General features: G+C 73.3%; 15 protein-coding genes. 11 read left to right on the top strand and 4 right to left on the bottom strand.

The window, feature by feature from the left end:
- The first annotated feature begins 75 nt into the window (after positions 1 to 75).
- The 5 genes from J4E96_RS13135 (at position 76) to J4E96_RS13155 (ending at position 6,262) form a co-directional block, all read left to right on the top strand.
- The gene (locus J4E96_RS13135; RefSeq protein WP_406620463.1) at positions 76 to 648 is read left to right on the top strand and encodes a DUF3000 domain-containing protein; all 573 of its coding nucleotides are present in this window, start codon (positions 76 to 78) and stop codon (positions 646 to 648) included.
- A gap of 159 nt (positions 649 to 807) precedes the next feature.
- A complete protein-coding gene (locus J4E96_RS20445) occupies positions 808 to 1,338 on the top strand; it encodes a helix-turn-helix transcriptional regulator (protein WP_406619864.1) in 531 nt (176 codons plus the stop codon).
- Positions 1,339 to 1,424: 86 nt separating this feature from the next.
- Positions 1,425 to 2,735: an HRDC domain-containing protein gene (locus J4E96_RS13145; protein WP_227422548.1), complete on the top strand. Its 1,311-nt coding sequence runs from the start codon at positions 1,425 to 1,427 to the stop codon at positions 2,733 to 2,735.
- Positions 2,736 to 2,834: 99 nt separating this feature from the next.
- The gene (locus tag J4E96_RS13150) at positions 2,835 to 4,100 is read left to right on the top strand and encodes a thiolase family protein (RefSeq protein ID WP_227422549.1); all 1,266 of its coding nucleotides are present in this window, start codon (positions 2,835 to 2,837) and stop codon (positions 4,098 to 4,100) included.
- Positions 4,100 to 6,262, top strand: a complete 2,163-nt coding sequence (locus J4E96_RS13155) for a 3-hydroxyacyl-CoA dehydrogenase NAD-binding domain-containing protein (RefSeq protein WP_227422550.1) — start codon at positions 4,100 to 4,102, stop codon at positions 6,260 to 6,262. The genes J4E96_RS13150 and J4E96_RS13155 overlap by 1 nt, the downstream gene beginning before the upstream one ends.
- A 24-nt stretch (positions 6,263 to 6,286) precedes the next feature.
- On the opposite strand, the gene pflA is transcribed toward J4E96_RS13155, so the two are convergent.
- The 4 genes from pflA to J4E96_RS13175 form a co-directional block, all read right to left on the bottom strand.
- Positions 6,287 to 7,180, bottom strand: coding sequence for a pyruvate formate-lyase-activating protein (gene pflA, locus J4E96_RS13160; RefSeq protein ID WP_227422551.1), 894 nt, complete (start codon positions 7,178 to 7,180; stop codon positions 6,287 to 6,289).
- Positions 7,181 to 7,304: 124 nt separating this feature from the next.
- Entirely contained in the window at positions 7,305 to 9,575 is a 2,271-nt protein-coding gene (gene pflB, locus J4E96_RS13165; protein WP_227422552.1) for a formate C-acetyltransferase, read from the bottom strand.
- Positions 9,576 to 9,796: 221 nt separating this feature from the next.
- Positions 9,797 to 11,698 (bottom strand): 1-deoxy-D-xylulose-5-phosphate synthase, encoded by a 1,902-nt coding sequence (gene dxs / locus J4E96_RS13170; protein WP_227422553.1) that lies wholly within the window; start codon positions 11,696 to 11,698, stop codon positions 9,797 to 9,799.
- 57 nt (positions 11,699 to 11,755) lie between these two features.
- Positions 11,756 to 13,876, bottom strand: coding sequence for an amylo-alpha-1,6-glucosidase (locus J4E96_RS13175; RefSeq protein WP_227422554.1), 2,121 nt, complete (start codon positions 13,874 to 13,876; stop codon positions 11,756 to 11,758).
- A 208-nt stretch (positions 13,877 to 14,084) separates the two neighbouring features.
- On the opposite strand from J4E96_RS13175, the gene J4E96_RS13180 reads away from it, so the two are divergent.
- The 6 genes from J4E96_RS13180 (at position 14,085) to J4E96_RS13205 (ending at position 20,728) form a co-directional block, all read left to right on the top strand.
- A complete protein-coding gene (locus tag J4E96_RS13180; protein ID WP_227422555.1) occupies positions 14,085 to 15,170 on the top strand; it encodes a LacI family DNA-binding transcriptional regulator in 1,086 nt (361 codons plus the stop codon).
- 75 nt (positions 15,171 to 15,245) lie between these two features.
- On the top strand, positions 15,246 to 16,514 hold the full coding sequence (locus tag J4E96_RS13185; RefSeq protein WP_227422556.1) for a sugar ABC transporter substrate-binding protein: 1,269 nt from the start codon (positions 15,246 to 15,248) through the stop codon (positions 16,512 to 16,514).
- A 2-nt stretch (positions 16,515 to 16,516) separates the two neighbouring features.
- Entirely contained in the window at positions 16,517 to 17,644 is a 1,128-nt protein-coding gene (locus J4E96_RS13190) for a carbohydrate ABC transporter permease (protein ID WP_227422557.1), read from the top strand.
- Positions 17,645 to 17,733: 89 nt separating this feature from the next.
- A complete protein-coding gene (locus J4E96_RS13195) occupies positions 17,734 to 18,549 on the top strand; it encodes a carbohydrate ABC transporter permease (protein ID WP_227425758.1) in 816 nt (271 codons plus the stop codon).
- Positions 18,550 to 18,603: 54 nt separating this feature from the next.
- Positions 18,604 to 20,049 carry a GuaB1 family IMP dehydrogenase-related protein gene (locus tag J4E96_RS13200; protein ID WP_227422558.1) on the top strand — a complete coding sequence of 482 codons (1,446 nt, stop codon included), beginning with the start codon at positions 18,604 to 18,606 and terminating at the stop codon, positions 20,047 to 20,049.
- Positions 20,039 to 20,728, top strand: coding sequence for an NUDIX hydrolase (locus J4E96_RS13205; RefSeq protein WP_227422559.1), 690 nt, complete (start codon positions 20,039 to 20,041; stop codon positions 20,726 to 20,728). Before J4E96_RS13200 ends, J4E96_RS13205 begins: the two co-directional genes overlap by 11 nt.
- The last annotated feature ends 154 nt before the right edge of the window (positions 20,729 to 20,882 follow it).

Here is a 20,882-nt window from a genome sequence, read left to right on the forward strand (position 1 = left end):
ATCCGCGACCCGTCGCCGCGCCGTCGGCGTGCCAGCGGAGCGTTCGGAGCCGGCGCCCATACGCTCCTTCAGGTGATCACTTCCGGTCAGCCCGAGGTGCCCGCGGAGTTCCTCCGGGCGCTGCGGTCCCTGCGCGCGGCGAAGCTGCGCCCCGAGGTCCTCCTCGAAGAGGTCCCCGGCCCGGCCCGGATCGCGCCGTTCAGCGTCGCGCTGACGGCCGACGTCGTCGCCGGCCAGTCCGAGGAGGAGCTCGCGTCCGGCCGGTTCGTCGTGCTGCACGACCCCGCCGGCCAGGAGTCGTGGGACGGCACCTTCCGGCTGGTGACGTTCGTGCGCGCGACGCTCGAGCCCGAGCTCGGCGCCGACGCGATGCTGGCCGAGGTCGCCTGGTCCTGGTTCGAGGACGCCGTCGCGGGCGCCGGCGTCGTCGCGCACGCGGCCAGCGGCACCGTGACCCGCGTCCTGTCGCAGAGCTTCGGCGACCTCTCGGACCGGCCCGAGGAGGTCGAGGTCGAGATCCGCGCGTCCTGGACGGCTCCCGACGGCGACCTCACGCCGCACCTGGTGGCGTGGGCGGACCTCCTGTGCCAGGCGGCCGGACTGCCGCCGGTCCCCCCCGGCGTCACCTCCATCGGACCGCGCCGCTGAGGCTTCCGCGCGGCGATCTGACCCTCAAATCGGGGCATCTGGTCACAAATCGGTATCGACTTGCCGTTCGAGGGGATGAAATCCGTTCCTCGCTCAAGGTTTCGCCGACACCGGCCGATATCACTGATGTACACCATCCCCCGTCGTCGGAGAGTCGTCGTGAGCATCGAGCCGCTCCTCACCAGCTCCCCCCTTCAACGCGCCGTCGGCACGGTCAACCCCGTACGGCGCCCGACCCTGCCGGGGCAGATGTGCATCGTCGTCAACGAGCTGCGCGAGGGCGAGGGCACGACGCTCGTGCGCAACCTCGGGCGGCGCGGAACGACGCGCGTCGTCCTGCTCGCCCGCCGCGCCGCGCGGCGCGAGCTCGTCCAGCTTCTCGCCGGCGGCCTGCGCGGAGCCGTCGCCGCCGACCCTCGCCGCATGCAGCTCGTCGCGGGGGGCGAACGGCCCGGCGCGCTCTCGCTGCCCGTCCAGGCGGCGCCCGCTGCCCACCCCGACCTGACCACGCGCGAGCTCGGCGTGCTCAAGCTGGTCGCGGACGGCAACAGCAACCGGATGATCGGCGAGGAGCTCGGCCTGTCCGCGCTCACCGTCAAGAGCCACCTCGCGCGCATCTCCCGCAAGCTCGGCACCGGCGACCGGGCTCAGCTCGTCGCCATCGTCATCCGGAGCGGGTTGCTGCCCTGACGAGGTGAGATGCCTCACCCGGCGCGCGGGCTCGCTGCCGCGCGCGCTGTTGGGCGCCCGCGCGCGGACGGCCTAAACTGCAGGCTATGGATCTCGAGCAACCGGCCGAACCGGTCGGCGCCCTCGACGCGCCGGTCGTCCCCCCTGCGGGTGGGCCCACCAACGCGACGGCCGACGACGACGCCCCCGCCCCGCTCGAGGTGATCCCCCTGGTCGAACCGGCCGACGGCATCCCCGCGGTGATCGAGACCCCCGAGGCGTATGCCGAGGTGGTCGCGGCCTTCGCCGCCGGGACGGGCCCGGTGGGCGTCGACGCCGAGCGCGCCTCGGGCTACCGGTACGGCCAGGCCACCTACCTCGTCCAGCTGCGCCGCGAGGGCGCTGGCACGGCGCTGATCGACCCGATCGCACTGCCGGACCTGTCCGCGCTGTCGGATGCGCTCGTCGGCGTCGAGTGGGTGCTGCACGCGTCGTCGCAGGACCTGCCGGGCCTGCACGAGCAGGGCCTGCGACCGTCGCGCGTGTTCGACACCGAGGTCGGCGCGCGCCTGCTCGGCCTCGACCGGGTCGGCCTCGCCGCCGTCGTCGCCGAGCTGCTCGGGTTCGGCCTGTCGAAGGAGCACTCGGCGGTCGACTGGTCGACGCGCCCGCTGCCCGAGGACTGGCTGCGCTACGCGGCCCTCGACGTCGAGGTGCTCGTCGAGCTCCGCGCCGTGATGGCGGACCGCCTGGCCGAGGCGGGCAAGGCCGAGTGGGCCGCGCAGGAGTTCGAGGCGCTGCGGCTCGCGCCGCCGGCCCTGCCGCGGATCGACCCGTGGCGCCGGGTGTCCGGGCTGCACGCCGTCCGGGACGCGCGCCGCCTCGCCGTGGTGCGGGAGCTGTGGCACACGCGGGACGAGAACGCGCGCAGCCGCGACATCTCCCCCGGGCGCGTGCTGCCCGATCACGCCATCGTCGCCGCGGCCCAGGCCCTGCCCCGCTCCGTCGACCAGCTCAGCGCCCTGCCCGCCTTCTCGGGCAAGGGCGCCCGCCGCCGGATCACGCTGTGGCAGCAGGCGATCGACCGCGGGCTCGCGCTCGGCGACGCCGAGCTGCCGTCCGTGCGGGGCCCGCGCACCGACGCGCCGCCGCCGCCGCGCGCCTGGCCGGACCGCGACCCCGCCGCCGCCGCCCGGCTCGCCGTCGCCCGCGAGGCCGTCATCGAGCTGTCCGTCGAGCACCACATCCCGGTCGAGAACCTCCTCCAGCCCGACCTGCTGCGGCGGCTGTGCTGGAGCCCGCCGCCCCAGCTCGACGCCGACTCGATCGCGCCCGTGCTCGCCGCGGGCGGGGCGCGCCGCTGGCAGGTCGAGCTGGTCACCCCGCGGCTCGCTGAGGCTTTTGTTACTCATGAGTAACTTGCGCTAGCAATCGGTCCGCCGGCCCGGTACCGTCACCCTCGGCGCACCGGCTTCCTCGGGCGCGAACGGACAGTGTCGTCCCCGCCTGGAGGTCTGATGCCGAGCACGCCCGCGCACCCCGCCGTCCGCCCCGTCGTGTTCGTCGAGGGGGTCCGCACCCCGTTCGGGCGCGCCCGGCCCGACGGCATCTATGCGCACACGCGCGCGGACGACCTGGCGGTCAAGGCCCTGCGGGAGGTGCTTCGCCGCCACCCGGAGCTGCCGCCCGAGCGCATCGACGAGGTCGCGTTCGCGGCGACGACCCAGACCGGCGACCAGGGCCTGACGCTCGGCCGCACGGTCGGCGTGCTCGCGGGGCTGCCCGCGTCCGTGCCCGGGTACGCGATCGACCGGATGTGCGCCGGCGGCATGACCGCCGTGACCACGACCGCCGCGGGGATCGGCGTCGGTGCGCAGGACGTCGTGCTCGCCGGCGGCGTCGAGCACATGGGCCGCCACCCGATGGGCGCGGGCGCCGACCCGAACCCGCGGTTCGCCGCCGAGCGGCTCGTCAGCGCGGACGCCCTCGACATGGGCAAGACCGCCGAGAACCTGCACGACCGCTTCCCCGCGCTGACGCGCAAGCGCGCCGACGCGTTCGGCGTCGCCAGCCAGGCGAAGTACGCCGCCGCGCTCGCCGCCGGCAAGATCGACCCCGACCTCGTGCCGGTCGCGCTGCGCGACCCCGACCGCGGCTGGGGGCTGGCGACGGCCGACGAGCCGCCCCGCCCGGGCACGACCCTGGAGTCCATCCGGGGTCTCGCCACCCCCTTTCGGCCCGGCGGCCGCGTGACGGCGGCGACGTCCGCGCCGCTGACCGACGGCGCGGCCGTGTGCCTGCTCGCGGCCGAGGAGACGGCGGCCGAGCTCGGCCTCGGCGCCCGCATGCGCATGCACGCGTTCGCGTACGCGGGGGTCGCCCCCGAGGTCATGGGCCTCGGGCCGGTGCCCGCGACCCGCCGCGTGCTGGCCCGCGCCGGGCTGACCATCGACGACATCGGGCTGTTCGAGCTCAACGAGGCGTTCGCGGTGCAGGTGCTCGCGTTCCTCGACGCGTTTTCGATCGCGGACGACGACCCGCGCGTGAACCCGTACGGCGGCGCGATCGCCGTCGGGCACCCGCTCGCGAGCTCCGGCGTGCGGCTCATGACGCAGCTCGCGCGGCAGTTCGCCGAGCGGCCCGACGTCCGGTACGGGCTCACCGCGATGTGCGTCGGGCTCGGCCAGGGCGGCTCCATCCTCTGGGAGAACCCGCACCACCGCGAGTACGACGGCTACCGACCGGCCGCGACCACGACCAGCCCGAAGAACGAGGTGCTCTGATGACCGACGCCGCCGCGACGCAGACGTCGTCCCGCCCCGCCGCGGCCGCGCGGCCCGAGCGGATCACGCACGCACACGTCCGGGACGTCCGGCTGCCGCGCGGCGCGGGCGTCCTGGCCCTGGTCACGCTCGACAACGGCTTCGACCACACGAAGCCGACGACGCTCGGCCCCCTCGGCCTGGGCGAGCTCCGCGCGACGCTGCTCGAGCAGCAGCGCCGCGCCGCGGCGGGCGAGATCGTCGCCGTCGCCATCACGGGCAAGCCCTACTACCTCGCCGCGGGCGCTGACCTGACGATGGCCGCCCAGCTGCCGAGCGCGGCCGACGCGCGCGCGCTCGCCGAGATCGGGCACGCCGCCTACCGGCTGCTGGGCGAGCTGGCCGTGCCGACGTTCGCGTACATCAACGGCATGGCCCTCGGCGGCGGCCTCGAGGTCGCGCTGCACTGCACCTACCGCACCGTCGCCGGCGACGTCACGGCGCTCGCCCTGCCCGAGACGTTCCTGGGCCTGATCCCCGGCTGGGGCGGCTGCTACCTGCTCCCCCAGCTCGTCGGCGTCACGCGCGCGCTCGAGCTGATCCTGACCCGCCCCCTGGCCAACAACCGCATGACCGCCGCGGCGGACGCCGTCGAGCTCGGCGTCGCCGACGTGCTGCTGCACCCGGCCGACTTCCTCGAGCAGTCGCTCGAGTGGACCGCCGACGTGCTCGCGGGCCGGGTCGACGTCGTCCGGCGCGAGCTCGAGGACGAGGCCGAGTGGGACGCCGTCGTCGCGGCGACGCGGGCGCGGCTCGACCAGCGGCTGCACGGCGCCCGCCAGGCGCCCTACCGCGCGCTCGCGCTCGTCGCCGCCGCGCGCACGAGCGACCGGGAGACCGCCTTCGCGGCCGAGGACGACGCGCTCACCGACCTGATGATGTCCGACGAGCTGCGGGCCAGCCTCTACGCGTTCGACCTCACCACGCGCAAGGCGCGCAAGCCCGCCGGCGCCCCCGACGAGGCGCTCGCCCGGCCCGTCCGCGCCGTCGGGATCGTGGGCGCCGGCCTGATGGCGGGCCAGCTCGCCGTGCTCCTGGCGCGGCGGCTGCGCGTTCCCGTGGCGCTGCGGGACCTGGACGACGAGCGGGTCGCGGCCGGGCGCGCCGGCATCGAGGCGCTCGTCGGCGGGCTCGCGGCGAAGGGTCGCGTGAGCCAGGACGAGGCCAACCGGATCCTCGCCTCCATCACCGTCAGCACGGACCTCGCCGCGCTGGCGGGGGCCGATCTCGTGATCGAGGCCGTCACCGAGGTGCTCGCCGTCAAGCAGCGCGTCTTCGCCGAGCTCGAGGACGTCGTCGCACCCGACGCGATCCTCGCGACGAACACGTCGGCGCTGTCCGTCACCGCGATGGCGGCGGGCCTGCGGCACCCCGAGCGCGTCGTCGGCCTGCACTTCTTCAACCCGGTCGCCCAGATGCCGCTCGTGGAGGTGGTGCGCACGCCGGACTCGAGCGAGCAGGCCGTCGCGACCGCGTTCGCCGTGACGAAGGCGCTCGGCAAGACGGCGGTCGGCGTCAGCGACCACCCGGGCTTCGTCGTGAACCGGCTGCTGCTGCGCCTGCTGGCCGAGGTCGCCGCGGCCGTCGAGGCGGGCACCCCGGTCGAGACCGCCGACGTCGCGCTACGCCCCCTGGGCCTGCCGATGGGGCCGTTCACGCTCATCCAGCTCGTGGGCCTGCCCGTGGCGCTGCACGTGCTGGGCTCGCTGCACGACGCGCTCGGCGACCGGTTCCCCCTGTCTCCCGGCCTGGAGCGGCTGGGCCGCGAGGGTCGCCGCGTCGTGCCCGAGGCCGACGGCCGCGGGGCGGAGCAGGCCGTCGACCCCGCGATCCAGGCGGCCTTCGACGCGGCGCGCGGCGGCGCCGCCGGGTCCGCGCCGCTCGACACCGGCGGCGTGCGCGAGGCCGTGCTCGCCGGCCTCACGCAGGAGATCGGCCTCATGCTCGCCGAGGGCGTGGTCGACTCCCCGGACCAGATCGACCTGTGCATGATCCTCGGGGCCGGCTGGCCGTTCCACCTCGGCGGGATCGCCCCGTATCTCGACCGTGCGGGTTACTCCGAGCGACTGCTGGGCCGCCGCCTGCACCCCGATGGCGCGGCCAACGTCCCGGCACCTCGGTGACGTCGTCCGCGGTGGGGTTGACCGCTAGTAGACCGTGAGGCCGCGGGCCTCGAACTGGCCGCGCACGCGGGCGACCAGCTCCGGGGTGGGCGGCGGGGTCTCGTCGAGCTCGTACTTCAGGCCGAGCGAGGCCCACTTGTCGCGGCCCATCTGGTGGAACGGCAGCACCTCGACGCGGCTGACCGTCGGCAGCGAGGCGACGAAGTCGGCGACGGCGTCGACGTTCTCGACGGCGTCCGTGAGGCCGGGCACGAGGACGAACCGGATCCAGATCTCGATGCCGTGCGCGGCGAGGCGGCGGCCGAAGTCGAGGGTCGGCTGCAGCTCGCGACCGGTCACCCGCTTGTAGGTCTCCTCGTCCCCCGACTTCACGTCGAGCAGGACGAGGTCGATGTTCTCGAGCATCTCGTCGGTGCAGTGCGCGCCGAGGTAGCCCGAGGTGTCGATCGCGGTGTGGATGCCCATGGCCTTCGCGCCGCTGAGGATCTTCGCGACGAAGGCCGGCTGCATGAGCGGCTCGCCACCGGAGATCGTCAGGCCGCCGCCGCTGACCTCGAACACCTTGACGTAGCGCTTGAGGCGCGCGAGCAGCTCGGTGGCCTCGATGGGCTCGCCGCGGCGCATCTCCATGGTGTCGGGATTGTGGCAGTACAGGCACTGGAGCGGGCAGCCGGACAGGAACGTGGTCATCCGGATGCCGGGGCCGTCGACGGCCGTGACGAGCTCCCAGGAGTGCAGGGAGCCGAGCTCACCCGCGCGCATCTGGGCGAACTTCTCGGACCGCGCCGCCTCGCTGAGCTCGAGGCCCGCCGTGCCGGACGACGACCGGTGGTGCGAGCCGCCGATCAGCGGCAGGCCGAGCTGGATGACGGGCGCGCCCGTGAACTCACCGGACGGCGTCGCCGCTGTGGTGCTCATGGTCAAGGTCCCGTCGGTAGAAAAGGAGAGGGGTGTCGCACGATGCCGCTGAGATGACGCGGACCCGACGACGCATGCGTCGTCGGGTCCGCGTCGATCAGTCGATCAGGTACTGCTCCGCGGCTTAGAGCTTGCCGTGGAAGGTACGCGACAGCACGTCGAGCTGCTGGTCGCGCGTGAGCCGGACGAAGTTCACCGCGTACCCGGAGACCCGGATGGTCAGCTGCGGGTAGTTCTCCGGGTGCTCCATGGCGTCCTCGAGCGTCGCGCGGTTGAGCACGTTGACGTTGAGGTGGTATCCGCTGGACACGTTGTACGCGTCCATCAGACCGACCAGGTTGGAGACCTGCTCGTCCAGGTTCCGGCCGAGGCCCGAGGGGACGACGGTCGAGGTGAGCGAGATGCCGTCCGCCGACTCCGAGTACGGGAGCTTGGCGACGCTGAGCGCGCTGGCGAGCATGCCGTGCGTGTCGCGGCCGTTCATCGGGTTGGCACCGGGAGCGAACGGCTCGCCGTGGCGGCGGCCGTCGGGGGTGTTTCCGGTGGCCTTGCCGTAGACCACGTTGGACGTGATCGTCAGCACCGACTGCGTGTGCAGCGAGTTGCGGTACGTCTTCTGGCGACGGATCTTCGCCATGAAGGTCGCGACCATGTCCATCGCAATGGTGTCCGCGCGGTCGTCGTCGTTGCCGTACTTCGGGAAGTCGCCCTCGATGGTGTAGTCCGTGATGAGACCGGTCTCGTCGCGCACCGGGTGCACCTTGGCGTACTTCATGGCGGACAGCGAGTCGGCCACGACGCTCAGGCCGGCGATGCCGCACGCCATCGTCCGCAGGATGACCTGGTCGTGCAGGGCCATCTCGAGGCGCTCGTACGCGTACTTGTCGTGCATGTAGTGCACGCAGTTCAGCGCGTCGATGTAGGTCTCGGCGAGCCAGTCGAGCGTGACGTCCATCTTGGCCATCACGTCGTCGTAGTCGAGCGTGTCGCCGACGACGGGCGCGGTGACCGGGGCGATCTGCTTGCCCGAGACCTCGTCACGCCCACCGTTCATCGCGTAGAGCATCCCCTTGGCGAGGTTGATCCGCGCGCCGAAGAACTGCATCTGCTTGCCGACCCGCATGGCGGAGACGCAGCACGCGATGGCCGCGTCGTCGCCCCACGCCGGACGGATGAGCTCGTCGGACTCGTACTGGATCGCGGAGGTGTCGATCGACACCTGCGCACAGAACCGCTTGAAGCCCTCGGGCAGGCGGCTGCTCCACAGCACGGTCAGGTTGGGCTCGGGGGCCGGGCCCAGGTTGTACAGCGTCTGCAGGAACCGGAACGAGTTCTTGGTGACGAGCGAACGCCCGTCCTCGCCGATGCCGCCGATCGCCTCGGTGACCCAGACCGGGTCGCCCGCGAAGATCTCGTCGTACTCGGTGGTGCGCAGGAAGCGGACGATGCGGAGCTTGATGACCAGGTCATCGATGAGCTCCTGCGCGTCGGACTCGGTGATGAGCCCGGCGTTGATGTCCCGCTCGGTGTAGACGTCGAGGAACGTCGAGACGCGGCCCAGCGACATCGCCGCGCCGTTCTGGTCCTTGACCGCACCCAGGTAGCCGAAGTAGACCCACTGGACGGCCTCGCGGGCTGTGGTGGCCGGGCCGGAGATGTCGCAGCCGTAGGACAGCGCCATCTTCTTGAGGTCGCCGAGCGCCCGGATCTGCTCCGAGTTCTCCTCGCGGTCCCGGATGACGTCCTCGACCGAACGCTCCATGTCGAGCGTCATGCGGTCGACCTTCTTGGCCGCGATCAGCGCGTCGACGCCGTAGAGGGCGACGCGGCGGTAGTCGCCGATGATCCGGCCGCGGCCGTACGCGTCCGGGAGTCCGGTGATGAGGTGCGAGCTGCGCGCCTTGCGGACGTTGGGCGGGTAGACGTCGAAGACGCCGGCGTTGTGGGTCTTGCGGTACTCGGTGAAGATCTTCGCGAGCTCCGGGTCGACCGGGTAGTTGTAAGTCTTCAGCGACTTCTCAACCATCTTCCAGCCGCCGTACGGCATGATCGCGCGCTTGAGCGGCGCGTCGGTCTGGAGCCCGACGATGAGCTCCTTCGCCTGGTCGATGTAGCCGGGGGCGTGCGAGGTGATGCTCGACGGCGTCTTCGCGTCGACGTCGTAGACGCCGCGCTCGCGCTCGGCCGGGAACATCGCGGTGATCTTGGCCCAGACGGCGGTCGACCGTGCGGTCGGTCCGGCGAGGAAGGACGCGTCCCCGGCATACGGCGTGAAGTTCTTCTGGATGAAGTCGCGGACGTCGATACCGTCGCTCCACGGCCCGGTAACGAAGCCGTGCCAAGCCTGGGGCGTTCCGTCGGCGGTGGCCGGCTGCGGGACTGCTGTGGTGGTCATCAGGTGTGCTCCCTCGGTTGCTTCCGAATACTTCGACGCTATGAGCCAAGTCATGGGATGACATGGGACCTAGGGCCTCACTGGGTCCCACGAGCGGCTCGTTCGGAAGGCGATCCTCGTCACACTAGGCCGGTGCGGCTCAGGTGCGAGGTGCTTTCGATGGTACGCGGCCACCTCGGCCACGAAGCGCCGTCGGAACGGCTCACCACGCGATGCGCCGGCTAGGCGCCCGACGGCGGCGTCGGGCGCGCGGCGCCGAGCGCGACCAGCACGTCCTTCGCGATGTCTTCGGGGCGCAGCCGCAGGTCGGCGACGATCTGGGCCCGCGTCGCGTGCCCGAGGAAGGCGAGCGGCACGCCGATGGACGCGATCGCGGTGGTGACCCCGGCCTCGCGCGAACGCTGGGCGAGCATCGCCCCGATGCCGCCGTCGACGAGTCCGTCCTCGATCGTGACGACGTGGTCGTGCTGGCCGACGAGCTTCACGAGCGCGGCCGGCACCGGCAGCACCCAGCGGGGGTCGACGACGCTCACCCGCAGCCCGTGCGCGGCCAGCAGGTCGGCGACCGCGAGCGCGGTCGGGACCATCGAGCCGATCCCGACCAGGAGCACGGTCGGACCGGCGCCGCCCTCGTGCCGCGCGAGCACGTCGACGCCGTCGATCGAGTCCAGCGCGGGGATGGGCTCGACGAGCGCGCCCTTGGGGTAGCGCACGACGCTCGGGCCGTCGTCGATGTCGACGGCGGCGCGCAGCGCGGCGCGCAGCGTGGGCTCGTCGCGCGGGGCGGCCAGGCGCAGCCCGGGCACGATCGACAGCATCGCCATGTCCCACATGCCGTTGTGGCTCGCGCCGTCGTCGCCGGTGATGCCCGCGCGGTCGAGCACGATCGTCACGCCCGCGCGGTGCAGCGCGACGTCCATGATCAGCTGGTCGAAGGCGCGGTTGAGGAACGTCGCGTACACCGCGATGACCGGGTGCAGGCCCGCGAACGCCATGCCGGCGGCGGACGTCGCGGCGTGCTGCTCCGCGATGCCGACATCGAAGGTGCGGCGCGGGAACTCGGCCGCGAACGGCGCCAGGCCCACGGGAGCGAGCATCGCCGCGGTGATCGCGACGACGTCGGGGCGGCTCCGGCCGATCTGCACCATCTCGTCGGCGAAGACCGACGTCCAGCCGAACCGCGAGGGCGCCAGCGGCAGGCCCGTCTCGGGGTGGATCTTGCCGACGGCGTGGAACCGGTCCAGGACGTCCTGCTCGGCCGGGCTGTAGCCGCGGCCCTTCTCGGTGATCACGTGCACGATCACGGGGCCGCCGAACGCCTTGGCGCGCACGAGCGCGCGCTCGACGGCGGCGGCGTCGTGGCCGTCGACCGGGCCGACGTACTTCAGGCCGAGGCCCTCGAACATGCCCTCGGGCGCGACCACGTCCTTGAGGCCCTTCTTGAGGCCGTGCAGGGCGTCGTATGCCATCTGGCCGGGCACGCCCGAGCCGCGCAGCGTGCGCTTGCCCCACGACAGCACGTTCTCGTAACCGCGGGTGGTGCGCAGCGTGTCGAGGTGGTGCGCGAGCCCCCCGATCGTGGGCGCGTACGACCGGCCGTTGTCGTTGACCACGATGACGATGCGCCGGTTCGGGTCCCCGGCGATGTTGTTCAGCGCCTCCCAGGCCATGCCGCCGGTCAGCGCGCCGTCGCCGATCACCGCGACGACGTGGCGGTCCGTCTGGCCCTGCACCGCGTACGCCTTCGCGATGCCGTCGGCCCAGCTCAGCGCCGTGGACGCGTGCGAGTTCTCGACGATGTCGTGCTCGGACTCGGCCCGGCTCGGGTAGCCCGAGAGCCCGCCGCGCTTGCGCAGGTCGGCGAAGTCCTGCCGGCCGGTCAGCAGCTTGTGCACGTAGGCCTGGTGGCCGGTGTCGAACACCATCGAGTCGTGCGGGGAGTCGAACACGCGGTGCATCGCGAGCGTGAGCTCGACGACGCCGAGGTTCGGGCCGAGGTGGCCGCCGGTGCGCGAGACGGACTGGACGAGGAAGTCGCGGATCTCGGCGGCGAGCTCGTCGATCTCGTGGGGCGTCAACCGGCGCACGTCCGCGGGCGTCCGGATAGTCTCGAGCAGGCCCATGCGCTCATACCCTCTTCCACGCTGGATGCGCACGTGCGGTACGCGCAGCGCCCCAGTCTATCGGCCCGGGCCGCCCGCCGCCCGAGCGGCCGGGCGCGCGTCGATCCGCACCCCCGCCGCGCCCGTCGCGGCCGTGACGACCGCGCCCTGCGCGTCGACCTGCACGAGCAGCGCGGCACCCGCGACGCGCAGCCCGTCCACGCGGACGGCACCGACCGGGGACGGCGACGGCGGCTCGATCCGGAGCACGCCGCCGGGCACGTCGGGCCGCAGGCCGAGCGCGGCGGTGAGCACCGCCACCGCGGCCGCGGCCGACCAGGCCTGCGGCCGGCACGCCGCGGGATAGGGCACGACCGTCGGCGCCGCGGCCGACGCGGCCCCCGAGTACAGCTCCGGCAGGCGGTACCCGAGCTGCTCCGCGGCGGCGAGCAGGCCCTCGACCAGCCGCGCGGCCTCGGCCGTCTGCCCGCTGCGCGCCAGCCCGGTGATCGCGATCGCGGTGTCGTGCGCCCACACGGATCCCCCGTGGTAGCGCAGCGGCCAGTACCCGCCCGACGTCGACGACATCGTCCGCAGCCCGTAGCCGGAGCTCATGTCCGGCGCGCCGAGCCGCCGGGCCACCACGGCCTCCTCCGCCGGGGACAGGAGCCCGCTGCCCAGGAGGTGGCCGATGTTGCTGGTGAGCGTGTCGACCGGACGCTTCGCGGCGTCGAGCGCGATCGCCGGATAGGGCCCGAGCTCGTCCTCGACCCAGAACGTCGCCCGGAACCGTGCCGCGAGCTCGGCCGCCCACGCGCGCCACGTGTCGGCGCCGGGTCGCCCGAAGGCCTCGAGCAGGCTGGCGCCCGCGAGCGCGGCCTCGTGCGCGTACCCCTGCACCTCGCAGAGCGCGATGGGCCCGACGGCGAGCGAGCCGTCGCGCCACTGCACCGAGTCGCCGGAGTCCTTCCAGCCCTGGTTCGCGAGCCCCCGACCCCCGGTGTCGGCGTACTCCAGGAAGCCGTCGCCGTCGGAGTCGGCGTAGTCGGTCATCCAGGCGAGCGCACGCTCCATCGCGGGCAGCAGCGCCTCGACCTGATCGGCGGCGAGCCCCCAGCGCCAGGCGTCGTGGAGCAGGCAGACCCACAACGGCGTCGCGTCGACGGTGCCGTAGTAGACCGGCGGCAGCACGCGCTCGCCGTCGCCGAGGTCGAGCGCCTTGGTGCGGATCTCGTGCAGGATCTTGCCCGGCTGCTCGGCGGTCTCGTCGTCGACCACGGTGCCCTGACGGGCCGCGAGCACCCGCAGGGTCCCGGCGGCGAGGTCGGTGCCGAGCGGGAGCAGCATGCGCGCGGCCCAGAGCGAGTCCCGGCCGAACAGGGTGAAGAACCACGGCGCCCCGGCGGCGAGAAACGTGTCGTCCGGCGCGAAGCTCGCGCTCATCCGCAGCCCGGCAAGGTCCTCGAGGGCCCGCTCGAGCAGCCGGGCGAGCCGGCGGTCGTCGCCGGTGACCGCCGGCGTCGACCACTCGGGTCGCGGGTCTGCGGGAGCGCCGACGACGCCCCCGGGCACGAGCGCGGCGACCTCCCAGCCGACGACGGTCGGCGCCCCGGGCGTGACCGTGACCCGCCAGCTCAGGCGCGGCGCCAGGGGGTCGGCGAGGTCGACCCGCGCCCCCGCGCCGCTGAGCGTCACGCGCGTGCCGTCCTCGCGGGCCCAGCTCGCGGCATCGGCGTGCGCGGGGTCGGCTTGCGGGGTGCCCGAGCCGCGGGCGGGCACCGGCGCGGGGCGCTGGCCCATCTTCACGCGGTCCATGTCGGCGAGGTCGCAGGCGAACGTCGCCTCGAGGAGCAGCGTGACGGGGCCGGCGGTCGCGCACGTCAGCTCGAGGCGTTCGCGCACGAGCCCCGGTGCGACGGTGCGCAGGCGCCGCAGCGCCAGCGTGGGGTCGGCGCCCGGGCCGTCCGCGCGGCGCAGCAGGGCGAGCATCTCGACGGCGCCCGGGCCGGCGGGGCCGGCCGCGATCGTCTCCGGCTCGATCCCGTCGACCGTCACCACGGCGCTCGAGAGCACGCGCACGTCGCCGTGGTAGTAGCCCTGCGCTCCGCAGGCGCGCACCTGGCCGTCGGGCCCGGACCACGCCTGGGTGGGCGCCATCGTGGCCGCGAGGAGATCGTGCAGGAGCGGCTGAAGCTCCATCGGTGCCTCTTTCCGGGGGTCGACTTTCCGGGGGTCGACGTGGTCGCGAGTGCCCGCGGCGTGACCCGTTCGACTTGACATCGCGCCCGGCCGGGCTGAGTCTGGCACAGTAATTTGATCGATCCAATCCCGCACCGACGCGAATGTGGAACGCTCAAATTTCTCGGCGGCACTGTGCCGCGAGGACCGTTCGGCGCGAGGAGGCGACGTGAACGACGTGCACCGGCCCACTCTGGAGACCGTGGCAGCGCGGGCGGCCGTGTCCCGCCAGACCGTGTCGAACGCGCTCAACGCGCCGCACCTCGTGCGGCCGGAGACCCTCGCCCGGGTGCTCGCCGTCGTCGGCGAGCTGGAGTACCGCCCGCACGGCGCGGCGCGGCAGCTGCGCACCAACCGGTCGCACGTGATCGGGCTCCGGCTCGAGCCGACCGTCGACGGCATCAGCGGCGCCCTCCTGGACCGCTTCCTGCACGCCCTCACCGAGCAGGCCCAGCAGCGCGGGTACCGCGTCATGCTCTTCACCGCGGCCGACGACGACGCCGAGATCGCCCAGTACGGCGAGCTCCTCGACGTGCTCCAGGTGGATGCCTTCGTGCTCACCTCGACCCACCACGACGACCCGCGCACCCAGTGGCTGTCGACGCACGGCGTGCCGTTCGTGACGTTCGGGCGCGCGTGGGCCTCGGGCGATGCCGCGCCGCCGGTCCAGCACGCCTGGGTCGACGTCGACGGCGCCGCGGGGACGCAGGCGGCGGTCGAGCACCTGGTCGAGCGCGGGCACCGACGCATCGCGTTCATCGGCTGGCCCGACGGCTCCGACTCCGGCGACGACCGGCGCGCGGGCTGGCACCGCGCGATGATCGCCGCCGACGTCGCGGCGCCGCGCTCGCTCGACGGACTGTGCGCCCGCGTGGTCGACGGCGTCGGGTCCGGCTCCGCGGCGGCCGAGGAGCTGCTCGCCTCGGCCGAGCCCACGGCGTTCGTGTGCGCGAGCGACTCCCTGGCCCTCGGCGCCCTGGTCACGGCCCGCGCGCACGGGCGGGCGACCCCGAGCGGCGAGGTGACCGCCGTCGTCGGCTTCGACGACACCCCCGTGGCCCGAGCGATCGGCCTGACGTCGGTCGCCCAGCCGCTCATCGACGCCGCCGAGCGCGCGTTCGGCCTGCTGTTGAGCGAGGTCCACGGCAACCGGCCGCGGTCGGCGGGCGGCTGGGCCGGCCACCAGGTGCTGCTCCAGCCGGAGCTCGTCCCCCGCGAGTCGAGCGCCCGCCCCGCTCCCCGCGGCCCCGACTGACCGTCCCCGACCCGCGATGCCCGCCCCAGCTCAGCACCACGTCGGCCCCACCCACCGTGCCTTGAAGGAGATCTCATGAAGCGCAAGTCTTCGACCACGACCCTCGCCGCGTTGCTCGCCGCCGGCGCGCTCACGCTCACCGCGTGCGGGGGCGGATCCGGGTTCGACGACGAATCCGCCGACGCCGACGCCGGTGCCGGTGCCGGTGCCGGGAATGCCGAGCTCACGGTGCTCATCGGCTCGAGCGGCGACTCCGAGACCGATGCGGTCACCACGGCCGTCAGCGACTGGTCGACCGAGTCCGGCACCGCGGCTTCGGTCAACGTCGCCTCCGACCTCGTGCAGCAGCTCAGCCAGGGCTTCGCCGGCGGCAACCCCCCGGACGTGTTCTACCTCGGCAGCGAGACGTTCGCCGGCTATGCCGCGAACGGTTCCCTGCTGCCGTACGCCGCGGAGCTGTCGAACGCCGACGACTTCTTCCCGACCCTGAGCGAGACCTTTACGTTCGACGGCACCTTCACGTGTGCCCCCAAGGACTTCTCGACGCTCGCCCTCATCATCAACACCGACGCCTGGGCGACTGCCGGCCTCACCGACGCCGACATCCCGACGACGTGGGACCAGCTCCGCTCGACCGCGACGGCCCTGACCACCGACACCCAGGTCGGGCTGACCTTCGGGCCCGAGTACCAGCGCATCGGCGCGTTCTTCGAACAGGCAGGCGGCTCGATGACGAGCGAGGACGGCACCGAGGCCGCGGTCAACAGCGCCGAGAACGTCGAGGCCCTCACCTACGTCAAGAGCCTGCTCACCGAGGGCGTGCTGAAGTACCCGGCCGACATCGACTCGGGCTGGGGCGGCGAGGCGTTCGGCACCGGGAAGGCCGCCATGACGATCGAGGGGAACTGGATCGACGGCGCGATGAAGACCGACTACCCCGACGTCAGCTACACCGTCGTCGAGCTCCCGGCCGGCCCCGCGGGCAAGGGCACGCTGCAGTTCACCAACTGCTGGGGCATCGCCGCCGACGGCGCCAACACCGGGGCCGCGACAGCGCTCGTCGAGCACCTGACCGCGCCCGAGACGCAGCTCGCGTTCGCCGACGCGTTCGGCGTGATGCCGTCCGTGCAGTCAGCGGCCGCCGACTGGACCGCCAAGTACCCGGAGAAGGCGGCGTTCCTCGACAGCGCCGAGTTCGCCGTCGGCGTTGTCAACGCCCAGGGCGCCACCGACGTCATCGCCGACTTCAACGCCCAGCTCGAGGCGCTCGCGAGCTCCGACCCGCAGGCCATCCTCGACAGCGTCCAGACGAACCTCGAGGCCGTGCTCGGCGCGAGCTCCTGACCATGGCCACCACCACCGCTCCGGTCCGGCGCCGCCGGCCCCGCCGCTCCGGGATCCAGGGCCGCGAGGCCGTGGCGGGCTGGCTGTTCGTCGCCCCCGTGCTTGTCATCCTGGGGCTGTTCCTGGTCCTGCCGGTCGCGATGGCCGCCTGGGTGAGCGTGTCCGACTGGACGGGGCGGGGCAGCCCGTTCTCGAGCGACGTCGGGTTCGTGGGGGCACAGAACTACCGCACCCTCATGGTCGACGGCGGCCTGGCCACCCAGGACTTCGGCACGGCCATGCGCAACAACGCCTGGTACGTCCTGCTCGTGGTGCCGACCCAGACCGCGATCTCGCTGTTCCTGGCCGTCATGGTGAACCGGCGCATCCTGCGCGGGCGCGGCTTCTTCCGGACGGCGTTCTACTTCCCGTCCGTGACGAGCTCGGTCGCGATCGTCGTGCTATGGCTCTTCCTGTTCTCGGCGTCGGGAGCCGTGAACAAGCTGCTGTCCTTCATCGGCATCGCCGGGCCCAACTGGTTCAACGACCCGCGCGGCATCGTGCACGTGACGCTGGGCGCGATCGGGGTCGACGCGCCCGCCGCCGGCCTGCTCGCGGAGCACGGGTTCCTCGGCATCACGTGGTGGCAGTGGCTCGCGGGGCCAAGCTTCGCGATGTCCGCGTTCATCCTGATGGCCGTCTTCACGACCTCCGGCACGTTCATGCTGCTGTTCATCGCGGCCCTGCAGAACATCTCCGGCGAGGTCGAGGAGGCCGCGATGATGGACGGCACGACGGCGTGGCAGCGGTTCCGGCTCGTGACGTTGCCGATGCTGCGGCCCACCCTGTTCACGGTGCTGACCCTCGGCCTCATCGGGGCGTGGCAGGTCTTCGACCAGATCTACACCGGCACCCAGGGCGGCCCGTCGAAGACGACGCTCACGCCCGCGTTCCTGTCTTACCAGGCGTCCTTCAACAACGGCCGGTGGGGGCAGGGCGCCGCGATCGCGTTCGTGCTCTTCGCACTCATCGTCGTGCTCACGGTCGCCCAGCGGTTCATCCTGCGCGAGTCCGACACCGTGCCGCGCCGCAAGCGGTTCGTACGCACGCCGCCGGTGCCCACCCTGACCGACGAGAAGAGCTCGACGTGACCACCACCAGCGCCGCCCCGACGGCCGCCCGCGGCGCGGCGGCGCCGCCCGCGGCGGCGAGGACCGATCGCGAGCGGAACCGTCGACGGATCGCCCGGACGGCGACGTACGCCGTGCTGCTGGCCGTCGCCGCCGTCTACATCTACCCGTTCCTGATCAACGTCGCGACGTCCTTCAAGACCGACGCGGACGCGACGTCCGACCCGCTCTCGCTGGTCCCGGCGTCCTGGTCCCTCGACGCGTACTCGCGGCTCTTCCTGCGCTCGGACTTCCCGGTCTGGTTCGCCAACTCGGCGATCGTGACGGTCTGCGTCACGGCGGGCCGGGTCTTCCTCAACTCCCTCGCCGGGTATGCGCTCGCGCGGGTCGACTTCCGCGGTCGCGGCGTCGTGTTCGCCGGGATCATCGCGGTCATGGCGGTGCCCGGCGTCGTGCTGCTCATCCCGAAATTCCTCGTCATCAACCAGCTCGGGATGTACGACACCTACGCGGGCATGATCATCCCGCTCCTGTCGGACGCGGCGGGAATCTTCATCATGAAAAACTTCTTCGAGTCGATCCCCCGCAGCGTCGAGGAGGCCGCCAAGATCGACGGGGCGAGCACGTTCCGCACCTTCTGGTCGGTCGTGCTGCCCATGGCCCGGCCAGCGCTCGTGACCCTCGTGATCCTGTCGTTCCAGGGGTCGTGGAACGAGCTCTCGCACTTCATCGTGTCGGCGCAGAGCCCGGAGCTCATGACCTTGACCAAGGGCGTCGCGCAGCTCGCCTCGGGCGCGCTGAGCCAGGGCAACCAGTACCCGGTCAAGCTCGCGGCCGCGGCCGTCATGACGATCCCGGTCGCCGTCATGTTCTTCATCTTCCAGCGGCGCATCATGAATACGACCGAGGGCGCCGAGAAGGGCTGAGCCGGCGACCCGGGCGCGCGGGGCGGCGCGGCCCGCCCCCGTAAACTAGGCGCCATGCAGTTTCTCCCCGGCCACGCGCCGACCAGCGACCTAACCTACGGCGACGTCTTCCTGGTGCCGGCCGCGAGCGAAGTCGCGTCGCGCTTCGACGTCGACCTCACGGCCGCCGACGCCACGGGCACCACGATCCCGATCGTGGTCGCGAACATGACGGCTGTCTCCGGCCGGCGGATGGCCGAGACCGTCGCCCGCCGCGGCGGCATCGCCGTCATCCCGCAGGACATCCCCACCGACGTCGTCGCCGACGTCGTCGCTTCGGTAAAGGCGCGCCACACGGTGATCGAGAGCGCCGTCGTCGTCGCCCCGACCGACACGGTGCACAGCGCGCTCACGCTCATCGGCAAGCGCTCGCACGGCGCGGCCGTCGTCGTCCAGGCCGGCCGGCCGGTCGGCGTGGTGAGCGAGGCGGACTGCGTCGGGGTCGACCAGTTCACCCAGGTCGCCGACGTGATGACCGCGAACCCGCACGTCGTCGAGCTCGACGTGCTCACGCGCGGCGGCCTCGAGGCGGCCTTCGAGACGCTGCACCGCTCCCGCCGAAAGTTCTCCCCCGTCGTCTCCGACGGCCAGCTTCTCGGCGTGCTGACGCAGATCGGCGCGCTGCGCTCGTCCATCTACGCCCCCGCGGTCGACGCCGCCGGCCGCCTGCGCGTGGCCGCCGCCGTCGGCATCAACGGCGACGTCGCGGCGCGCGCCGCCGAGCTGCTCGCGGCGGGCGTCGACGTGCTCGTGGTGGACACCGCCCACGGCCACCAGCGCAAGATGCTCGAGGCCCTGGCCGCGGTCCGCGCGCTCCACCCGAGCGTGCCGATCGTGGCCGGCAACGTCGTGACCGCCGCCGGGACCCGCGCGCTCATCGAGGCCGGCGCCGACATCGTCAAGGTCGGGGTCGGCCCGGGCGCGATGTGCACGACTCGGATGATGACGGCCGTCGGCCGCCCGCAGTTCTCCGCGGTGCTCGAGTGCGCGGCCGCGGCGCGCGATCTCGGCAAGCACGTCTGGGCCGACGGCGGGGTGCGCCACCCGCGCGACGTCGCCCTCGCGATCGCGGCCGGGGCGTCCCAGGTCATGGTCGGCTCGTGGTTCGCGGGCACGCACGAGAGCCCGGGCGACCTGCACACCGACGGCGACGGGCGGCTCTACAAGGAGAGCTTCGGCATGGCGTCGGCGCGCGCCGTCGCCGCCCGCACGCGCGGCGGCTCCGCGTTCGACCGGGCCCGCAAGGGACTGTACGAGGAGGGCATCTCGAGCTCGCGGATGTACCTCGACCCCGAGCGCTCCGGCGTCGAGGACCTGCTCGACCGGATCACCTCGGGGCTGCGCTCGGCGTGCACCTACGTCGGCGCGACCTCGCTCGAGGAGCTGACCGAGCGCGCCGTCGTCGGCGTCCAGTCCGCCGCCGGGTACGACGAGGGGCGCCCGCTGCCCGATGGCTGGTAGCGGTCCACGCGAGCAGCTCGCTGCGCTGACCGCGCGCGGGGTCTCCTGGGCCGGCTACGCCGCCCGGGTCCGGGACCTGCCGACGCCGGGCCGGCCCGCGGCCGTGCTCGTGCTGTTCGGGGTGCTCGACTCGACGCCCGCGCACCGCGCCTCCGGGGCGGTGCCGGCCGACCTCGACGTGCTGCTCGTGGGCCGCGCGACGACGCTCCGGCACCACTCCGGCCAGATCGCGTTCCCCGGCGGGCGCCTCGACCCCGGCGACTCCGGACCCGTGGCCGGCGCGCTGCGCGAGGCGGTCGAGGAGACCGGCCTCGACGTGGCCGGCGTCGAGGTGCTCGGCACGCTGGGCGAGCTCCCCGTCCCGGTGAGCGACCACCTCGTGACGCCCGTGCTGGCCTGGTGGTCGCGCCCGTCGCCGGTCGACGTCGTCGACACCGGCGAGTCCGCGGTCGTGTTCCGCGCACCGGTCGCCGACCTGCTCGACCCGGCCAACCGCCGCACCGCGCTGTACGGCAGGGCGCCGGGGGCGCCGGGCGCGCCCGGAGGTCCCGCGTTCCTGGTCGCCGGGCACGTCGTCTGGGGGTTCACGGCGCTCGTGCTCGACACGCTGTTCGACGAGCTCGGCTGGACGCAGCCGTGGGACCGCGGGCAGACGATCGCGGCCCCGATCGCACGCTAACGGCCGCCGGAGCGGCTCCCAGAGCGGCTCCCAGAGCGGCTCCCGAAGCGGCTCCCGGAGCGGTCCGTGGTCGGCCTCAGGCCGCCTCCGGTCGCCCGCGTGTGGGCAATCTGCTCCCCGCCGCACGCGTGTGGGCGATCTGCGGGTCCGGAGC

Origin of the sequence: Pengzhenrongella sicca (assembly GCF_017569225.1) — a bacterium.
Taxonomy (GTDB): Bacteria; Actinomycetota; Actinomycetes; order Actinomycetales; family Cellulomonadaceae; genus Pengzhenrongella; species Pengzhenrongella sicca.

Bases quoted from the DNA above. Each gene is read 5' to 3' on its own strand.
- pflA (WP_227422551.1), bottom strand. From the start codon at position 7,180: ATGAGCACCACAGCGGCGACGCCGTCCGGTGAGTTCACGGGCGCGCCC.
- J4E96_RS13155 (WP_227422550.1), top strand. From the start codon at position 4,100: ATGACCGACGCCGCCGCGACGCAGACGTCGTCCCGCCCCGCCGCGGCC.
- J4E96_RS13150 (WP_227422549.1), top strand. From the start codon at position 2,835: ATGCCGAGCACGCCCGCGCACCCCGCCGTCCGCCCCGTCGTGTTCGTC.
- pflB (WP_227422552.1), bottom strand. From the start codon at position 9,575: ATGACCACCACAGCAGTCCCGCAGCCGGCCACCGCCGACGGAACGCCC.
- J4E96_RS13185 (WP_227422556.1), top strand. From the start codon at position 15,246: ATGAAGCGCAAGTCTTCGACCACGACCCTCGCCGCGTTGCTCGCCGCC.
- dxs (WP_227422553.1), bottom strand. From the start codon at position 11,698: ATGGGCCTGCTCGAGACTATCCGGACGCCCGCGGACGTGCGCCGGTTG.
- J4E96_RS13190 (WP_227422557.1), top strand. From the start codon at position 16,517: ATGGCCACCACCACCGCTCCGGTCCGGCGCCGCCGGCCCCGCCGCTCC.
- J4E96_RS13205 (WP_227422559.1), top strand. From the start codon at position 20,039: ATGGCTGGTAGCGGTCCACGCGAGCAGCTCGCTGCGCTGACCGCGCGC.
- J4E96_RS13145 (WP_227422548.1), top strand. From the start codon at position 1,425: ATGGATCTCGAGCAACCGGCCGAACCGGTCGGCGCCCTCGACGCGCCG.
- J4E96_RS13175 (WP_227422554.1), bottom strand. From the start codon at position 13,876: ATGGAGCTTCAGCCGCTCCTGCACGATCTCCTCGCGGCCACGATGGCG.
- J4E96_RS13200 (WP_227422558.1), top strand. From the start codon at position 18,604: ATGCAGTTTCTCCCCGGCCACGCGCCGACCAGCGACCTAACCTACGGC.